Genomic DNA, 7,106 nt, shown 5'->3' with positions numbered 1-7,106 from the left:
AGAGGGTATGGTATATTTAGGCGGCGGCACATGGGTAGATATTTACCTTAATTCTGACGACGGAGCAAAGGGCTTGAAATCAGAGTACGGCTGCGCACCTATGACGGGTACAGAAAGCATGAACTGGTACAACTTTGTAGAACGTCTGGCAAAGAGCGGTAAGCGTCTGCCGAACTATGCGGAATTTTGCGCTTATGCTTTTGGCAGCCCTGCCGGACTGGATAACGCAAATACAAACGCATGGAGCGCCACCAGCAACACAGGTAGGGGCGTAACAGGCAGTGTGGTAAATGCCGTTTCCTCCGTGGGCGTTGTAGATGCCGTGGGGCGTGTCTGGGAGTGGCTGGACGAGCTTATTACAAGAGCGGAACACGCAACAAATGCAGACTACCACGCAAGCGTAGCGTGGGGCTGGGACAAGAAAAGCCCATTGAACACAGGCGAGAAGTCTTACGACGTTGGTAACATTTACCAGTATTACGCATATTCTCTGGCGGCGCTGAGGGCGGGCGGCGGCTGGGGCAGTGGGGCGAATTGCGGCGCTCGTGCCGTGAATTGCAACATTTACCCGTGGAGTGTCATTACGAACATTGGCGCTCGTGGGGCGTGTGACTCTCTGTAGACGGCGGGCGAAAGCCCAGCCGGATAAACGGGGGTAAGGCATGGACATACAGACAAAAACAGATATTATACACCAGAAAATATACGATTTTCTGCTATATATTTACCCTCTGCTTACGAAGTACCCAAAGTATGAGAAATTCAGTTTACAGACGGCGACAAGAAACGCAATTCTTGAAATGCTGCAAGAGGTTATAAAGTGGGATAAGACGGCAACGAAAAGCCACTTATACACGGTAGATACGGCATTGCAGGAAAGTAAAGAATTGCTGCGGCTGGCGCATGACTTGAAGTATAGCGCTATGAACGCACGGCACTACGGCGAGAGCTGCCGCAAGCTGAAAGAAATAGGCGTTATGCTGGGCGAACTGATAGAAGAGGTAAAGACCAGAAAATAGCAGGATATGGGGCAGCTGCTTACTTACAGCCTCTGGCGGCGCTGATAGCGGGCGGCAACTGGAACAATGGGGCGAATTGCGGCGCTCGTGCCGTGAATTGCAACAATTACCCGTGGAATGTCAATACGAACATTGGCGCTCGTGGGGCGTGTGACTTAGTGAGAACATTACAGGCACAGAGTTCTACGGAATACTGGCAAGGACTTAGAAAGGGATAAGACCGAGTGTTTAATATCCTATAGTCAGAGTGGCTGTCCCGCCGTGAGGCAAAGAGAAAAAATACGGCTGCTGGTTAGTAGCTACGGCGAAAGGCAGGAGCTTAATACTTGAAGAGAGTAGGATACATTACCGATAAGGACGGGCGGCGCATTACGCTTTTAGAGGCTATGGGCGACTATGGAAACGTACAGAAAGCCTATAACAAAGCCAGAAAGTGTAAACGCCACAGAAAAGACGTACTGATTTTTACGAAAGACAAAGAGGAAAACTTAGACAAGGTGCGGGAAGATATTATAAACCTTGCCTATGAGCCAAGCAAATACCATTACTTTAAGGTGTACGAACCGAAAGAGCGGCAGATAATGGCGCTGCCGTTCTATGACAGGGTGGTACAGCACGCCATAAACAACGTGTTAGAGCCTATATTTGATAAGCGGTTTATATCGCAGTCTTACGCCTGCCGGAAAGGTAAAGGTATGCACGCTGCGTCTGATACGCTAAAAGAGTGGCTGTATGAGTGGAACAAATACCACCCAGACCAGCCGCTTTATGCTATCAAGGCAGATATACACCACTATTTCCAGAGCATAGACCATGCGGTATTAAAAACTGAAATACGTAAGGTTATAAAAGACGCTGGGGTACTGGCATTGCTGGACAGGATAATAGACCACAACGGCAATATGCCGGACGGCGTAGGGATACCAGTTGGAAACCTTACCAGTCAGTTATTTGCAAATATCTATTTGGACGCATTAGACCAGTTTATTAAGCATGAGCTGGGCGTAGAGGCGTACATACGCTATATGGACGACTTTGTAATATTAAGCCCAGACAAGGAACAGCTGCGCAGCTGGCTTGCACGGATAGAGCAATTCTTACGGGAAGAGCTTAAGTTAGAGTTTAACCCGAAAACTACCATACTGGCAGCAAAGAACGGTATAGACTTTGTAGGCTACAAACACAGGGCAACGCACAGGAAAGTACGAAAGGACAGCATAAAGCGCATAAAGCGTACTATCAAGAAGTGCGAGAGCGGGAAAATCACAAAAGAGCAGTTACAAAAGAGTATACAGAGCTGGACGGGACACGCAGGACACGCCGACAGCTACAACCTACGAAAGAAAATAGAAACGCTGGCAGAGGCAGCCATAGAAAAGGCTGCTTAAGCGGCAGAATGCAGGAGCGAGTACATGAGTAGCAATTTACTAAGGGTAGTACAAGAACAACAGGAAACCATAGAAAAGCAAAGCAGGCTTATTGCTGATTTAATAGCCACTCTGGAAAGCTGGGAGCAGACAGCGGGCTACAACGGCGAAGAGCTGAAAGAGCGGGCAAAAGATTTGCAATTAAGAGAAAGGCAGGATTTATGAACATGACTATTACAGAATTTATTGAGGCGGCGGCACATAACAAAATTATCCAGCTGGTAGTATTGGCGATTGTGTGCGACACGGTTTTTGGCGTGCTGCGTGCAATCAAAGAGAAGAAATTTAACAGCTGCGCAGGCATTGACGGGGCTATCAGAAAAGTAGGTATGCTTATTTCTCTGGTATTCATGCTGGCAATCGACGTACTGATTAAGATTAACTTAATCGGATTTATACCGGAGCAGGCACGTACATATTTAGGGCTTGATACCGTGGGCGTGGCTGAATTTTTCGCATTGCTTTACATTGCCTATGAGGTAGTGAGTATTTTTAAGAATATGGCATTATGCGGGCTGCCCGTAAAAAAGGTATGGGAAAAGGTGCGGGAGTTTCTGGCGAAGTATACGGACGAACTGCCGGACACAGACGAACTGGACGGGGACAGCACCACAGGCAACGTAGAGGAACACAGGACACAGGAAAGATAAGAATAATAAGGACATAGCAGCAAAGAGCGCTTGCGGGACACCGCAGGCGCTTATTTTGTATGCGGAAAGGCAGGAAATATGAACATTAACAGAAAGATAAGTAAGTACAATTTCAATAAGGGCAGCGTTTCCAGAATTAAGTATATTGTTATCCATTATGTAGGCGCACTGGGCGGCGCAGAGGACAACTGCCGATATTATGGCGGCGGCAATAGAAATGCGTCGGCGCATTACTTTGTAGGATTTAACGGCGAGGTATGGCAGTGCGTAGAGGACGCTAATATAGCGTGGCATTGCGGAGCGTCGAGCTATAAGCACGCAGAGTGCCGAAACGCTAATAGTATCGGTATTGAAATGTGCGTAAGGAAGAAAAACACAAAGAGCATGGGCGCAACAGATAAAGACTGGTATTTTGAGGACGCAACAGTAGAGGCAGCGGCAGAGCTTACCCGTTACCTTATGAATAAATACGGCGTGCCTGCATCTCATGTAATCAGGCATTACGACGTAACGGGCAAGATTTGCCCTAACCCGTATGTATATAACACCAGCGCCCACACATGGGACGAGTTTAAGCGTAAAATCAGCGGACAGGCAGAAACACCGCAGGGCGGCAATGAAAAAACAATCTGGAATTTTCTTACAGGAAAGGGCTTAAATGCTTATGCCGTGGCTGGTATTATGGGTAATCTGTATGCTGAAAGCGGGCTTATGCCGAACAACTTACAGAACACCTATAACAATAAGCTGGGTAAGACGGACGCAGAATATACAGCAGCGGTGGATAATGGCAGCTATGGCAATTTTGTAAAGGACAGTGCAGGCTATGGGCTGGCGCAGTGGACGTATTGGAGCAGAAAGCAAGCGTTGCTTAATCATGCAAAACAGGCGGGCGTATCCATTGCAGACCTTAATATGCAGCTGGGCTTTTTATGGGAAGAATTGCAGGGATACACAGCAGTAATGGACGCACTGAAAAAGGCGGGCAGCGTGCGTGCTGCATCTGATGCCGTTCTTACTGGATATGAAAAGCCAGCAGACCAGAGCGAAACAGTAAAGAAAAAGCGTGCAGAGTACGGCGAGGGATACTATAAAAAGTATGCAGCAGGAAACGGTACAAAGTATTACAGAGTGCGCAAGAGCTGGACGGACGCAGCAAGCCAGCTGGGGGCGTTTACGTCGCTGGAAAATGCAAAGAGCGCTTGCAAGGCGGGTTATACTGTATATGATGATAACGGCAAAGCGGTATATACCGCAGCAGGGCAGCAGGCAAGCGCAGGCGTTCCGTTTAGCGTACAGGTAGATATTTTAGACCTTAATATCAGAACAGGAGCAGGCACGAACTATGCAAAGACGGGAGAAACCACAGGAAAGGGAGTATTTACCATTGTGGAAGTGAAAGCCGGACAGGGTGCAAGCGTTGGCTGGGGACGCTTGAAGAGTGGCGCAGGCTGGATTAGCTTAGATTATGCCACAAGATTAGCTTAAGTTTTCGAGGGTGGGCGGTTCGCTGTCTGCCCTCTATTTTTTTGCAATTTTATAGGATTTTCAGCATAAAAGCGTTGACAATATACCAAAGTTGGTATATAATAAAATCATGGAAAGGAGATAAGAACAAATAAGAGGCAAAGCCACTGGAAAGGAGAAACGGCACAATGGGTAAGAAAAAGAAACAAAAGAAAAAGCCTATCGAATGGCGAGACTTGGCAATCAACGCATTGATAGACTTAATCATAGGCATAATACTTATCATAATCGGTAAGTACATAGGTTAGGGCGAAAGCCATAACCGACAGGCGGGCGATAAGCCCGCCGCCTATAAGAAATATAACACAAACCCACAGCCGAGTAAAGAGTATGCTTTTGAAATTAGGAGTATTTTTAGTAGCAGTAGGACTTGTAAAGCTGCTTATTGCTTTCATTTTGAGAGCAAAAGAAAAGAGAGGTAAGGCATGAATTTAGGCGAGAACATAAGAAAAGCACGAAAAGCGGCAGGCGTGACGCAAAAGGAACTTGCAGAGCGCCTGCAAGTTTACCCGAAAGATATAAGCCGCTGGGAAAACGGAGAAAGAACGCCGAGCGTGCCAGCGTTTGCGAAAATATGCAGAGAGCTTAACGCCTCTGCTGATGAAATTTTAGAATTGAAGTAGATACGAAAGCGAGGGCTTACTATGACAAAGAAAAAGGTAATTTTATTGGTAGTGGCTGCATTATTTGCAGTAAGTGGCTTAACGGCGCTGCCGTCTGGAAATATAACAGGCGGGGTGGGCTGCATTGTGGTTGCGGCAGTATGTGCCTATTTTGGGCTGAAAAAGAAAAGCGCAGGAAAAGAGAACGGAAACAGAACACCAGCGCCCGCCGCTGCATCTGGTGGCAGAGTTTTAGATACAATCAGAACGAAAGTAGTAGGCGTGACGTTCAATAATGAGGACGGAGAAAACAGGCAGGATATTTTAAGCAGAATGTCCGGCAGTGAAGATATTACAGTAGAAAAGTATACATACAACGGAGAGCCTGCCGCATACGTAAAGTGGGGCGATAAGGTAATAGGAAATCTATCGGCAGAGCTGGCGGGGGATTTAGCGAGAAAGTACCCGAAAGCCCGCTACACCGCAGAAATACTGGAAATTTCTGGGGGGGGGTACAGACGTTCGGGTGCAATATAGAGCTTGACGTAATCGAGGACGCAACGCCCAGCGTAAGCCAGCATACGGGAGAAACTACAGTATATGTAGACCGTAGCAACAAAAAATACCATAGTAAGCCTAACTGTTCGGGAATGAAAAACCCAAAGAGCATACCGCTAAGCCAAGCAAAGAAGAAATACACCGCTTGTAAAAAGTGTTGTAAATAGGTAAAGGCATAAGCCGCAGACTTGTAAAAAAGTTTGCGGCTTTTCGTCGTATATGGGGAAAGAACAGGAACGAAAGAGAGGTAGCAGAAATGGCAAATAAGAAAGGCAGCCACCAGCTGACACGGGCAGACCGTATAAGCCTTGAGGCATTGAAAAAGGCAGGGCATAGCGTGATAGAGATAGCAGAGCAACTGGGCGTACACCGCAGCACTATATATAACGAGCTTAAGAGAGGGCAGTATATGCACCGAAACAGCGACTACACGGAAGAACTGCGCTATAGTCCAGATATTGCACAGGAAAAGGCAGAGGAAAACTTAAAGGCGAGAGGCACACAACTTAAAATAGGAAATGATATTGCATACGCAAATTACATAGAGGACAAAATAGTAAATGAAGATTACAGCCCAGCGGCGGTACTGGGAGAGCTGAAAGCGCAGGGGAAAGAGGGGGACTTTTCCGTAACGGTATGCGTAACGACTCTATACAGCTATATTGATAAGGGCATTTTCCTTAAGTTATCTAATAAGGATTTGCCAGTAAAGAAGAATAAAAAGCGGAAATACAAGAAAGTGCAGCGGCAGCAGTCAAGGGCGGCAGCGGGCGAGAGCATAGAGAAACGCCCGAAAGAGATAGATACACGGGAAGAGTTCGGAAACTGGGAAATGGACAGCGTTTTAGGCAAGCGGGGAAAGTCAAAAAATACGCTGCTGGTGCTGACAGAGCGGAAAACCAGAAACGAGATTATATTTAAGCTGCCAGACCATACAGACGAGGCGGTAGTAGCGGCGCTGGATAGATTAGAAAGAAAATGGGGCGCTGATATGTTTAAGCGGGTATTTAAGACAATCACGGTAGACAACGGCAGCGAGTTTGCAGACGCAGAGGGCTTGCAGCGTTCTATTATTAACGAGGAAGAAAAACGGACAAAGGTATATTACTGCCACCCGTACAGCAGCTGGGAGCGTGGCACGAATGAGGTAACAAATAAGATGATACGCCGGAAGATACCGAAAGGCACAAATTTTGACGACAGGACAGAGGAAGAGGTAGAGAGTATAGAGAACTGGATAAACGGATACCCACGCAAAATACATGGCTACCATTCAGCGGGGGAATTATTCAAGGAAGAGGTAAAGCAGCTTGCATAACAACG

8 protein-coding genes and 1 pseudogene are annotated in these 7,106 nt (G+C 47.0%); all 9 read left to right on the top strand.

From position 1 onward, the window contains the following. A pseudogene (locus ACLU9Q_RS18130) lies at positions 1 to 622 on the top strand (hypothetical protein); the annotation flags it as partial. Between the two features lie 40 nt (positions 623 to 662). Then, positions 663 to 1,019, top strand: coding sequence for a diversity-generating retroelement protein Avd (avd, locus tag ACLU9Q_RS18125; RefSeq protein WP_002591284.1), 357 nt, complete (start codon positions 663 to 665; stop codon positions 1,017 to 1,019). 326 nt (positions 1,020 to 1,345) lie between these two features. Further along, a complete protein-coding gene (locus tag ACLU9Q_RS18120; protein ID WP_117469170.1) occupies positions 1,346 to 2,407 on the top strand; it encodes a reverse transcriptase/maturase family protein in 1,062 nt (353 codons plus the stop codon). A 24-nt stretch (positions 2,408 to 2,431) separates the two neighbouring features. Continuing rightward, the gene (locus tag ACLU9Q_RS18115; RefSeq protein ID WP_118684071.1) at positions 2,432 to 2,611 is read left to right on the top strand and encodes a hypothetical protein; all 180 of its coding nucleotides are present in this window, start codon (positions 2,432 to 2,434) and stop codon (positions 2,609 to 2,611) included. Beyond that, positions 2,608 to 3,096, top strand: coding sequence for a phage holin family protein (locus ACLU9Q_RS18110; protein WP_038269743.1), 489 nt, complete (start codon positions 2,608 to 2,610; stop codon positions 3,094 to 3,096). Before ACLU9Q_RS18115 ends, ACLU9Q_RS18110 begins: the two co-directional genes overlap by 4 nt. Before the next feature lie 78 nt (positions 3,097 to 3,174). Then, positions 3,175 to 4,584, top strand: a complete 1,410-nt coding sequence (locus ACLU9Q_RS18105) for a phage tail tip lysozyme (protein ID WP_237984763.1) — start codon at positions 3,175 to 3,177, stop codon at positions 4,582 to 4,584. A 464-nt stretch (positions 4,585 to 5,048) separates the two neighbouring features. Beyond that, positions 5,049 to 5,246: a helix-turn-helix domain-containing protein gene (locus ACLU9Q_RS18100; RefSeq protein ID WP_118628823.1), complete on the top strand. Its 198-nt coding sequence runs from the start codon at positions 5,049 to 5,051 to the stop codon at positions 5,244 to 5,246. Between the two features lie 21 nt (positions 5,247 to 5,267). After that, a complete protein-coding gene (locus tag ACLU9Q_RS18095; RefSeq protein ID WP_412625763.1) occupies positions 5,268 to 5,762 on the top strand; it encodes a hypothetical protein in 495 nt (164 codons plus the stop codon). 277 nt (positions 5,763 to 6,039) lie between these two features. Further along, entirely contained in the window at positions 6,040 to 7,101 is a 1,062-nt protein-coding gene (locus tag ACLU9Q_RS18090) for an IS30 family transposase (protein WP_412625762.1), read from the top strand. Positions 7,102 to 7,106: the final 5 nt, after the last annotated feature.

Origin of the sequence: Marvinbryantia sp., from assembly GCF_047017445.1 — a bacterium.
Classification (GTDB): Bacteria; Bacillota; Clostridia; order Lachnospirales; family Lachnospiraceae; genus Marvinbryantia.
Note: the sequence above shows the minus strand (reverse complement) of the source record. Positions and strands in the feature narration are given on the sequence as shown.

What these genes read in the sequence shown, in the direction of transcription:
- avd (WP_002591284.1), top strand. Translation starts at nt 663, where the DNA reads ATGGACATACAGACAAAAACAGATATTATACACCAGAAAATATACGAT.
- ACLU9Q_RS18100 (WP_118628823.1), top strand. Translation starts at nt 5,049, where the DNA reads ATGAATTTAGGCGAGAACATAAGAAAAGCACGAAAAGCGGCAGGCGTG.
- ACLU9Q_RS18105 (WP_237984763.1), top strand. Translation starts at nt 3,175, where the DNA reads ATGAACATTAACAGAAAGATAAGTAAGTACAATTTCAATAAGGGCAGC.
- ACLU9Q_RS18095 (WP_412625763.1), top strand. Translation starts at nt 5,268, where the DNA reads ATGACAAAGAAAAAGGTAATTTTATTGGTAGTGGCTGCATTATTTGCA.
- ACLU9Q_RS18115 (WP_118684071.1), top strand. Translation starts at nt 2,432, where the DNA reads ATGAGTAGCAATTTACTAAGGGTAGTACAAGAACAACAGGAAACCATA.
- ACLU9Q_RS18110 (WP_038269743.1), top strand. Translation starts at nt 2,608, where the DNA reads ATGAACATGACTATTACAGAATTTATTGAGGCGGCGGCACATAACAAA.
- ACLU9Q_RS18090 (WP_412625762.1), top strand. Translation starts at nt 6,040, where the DNA reads ATGGCAAATAAGAAAGGCAGCCACCAGCTGACACGGGCAGACCGTATA.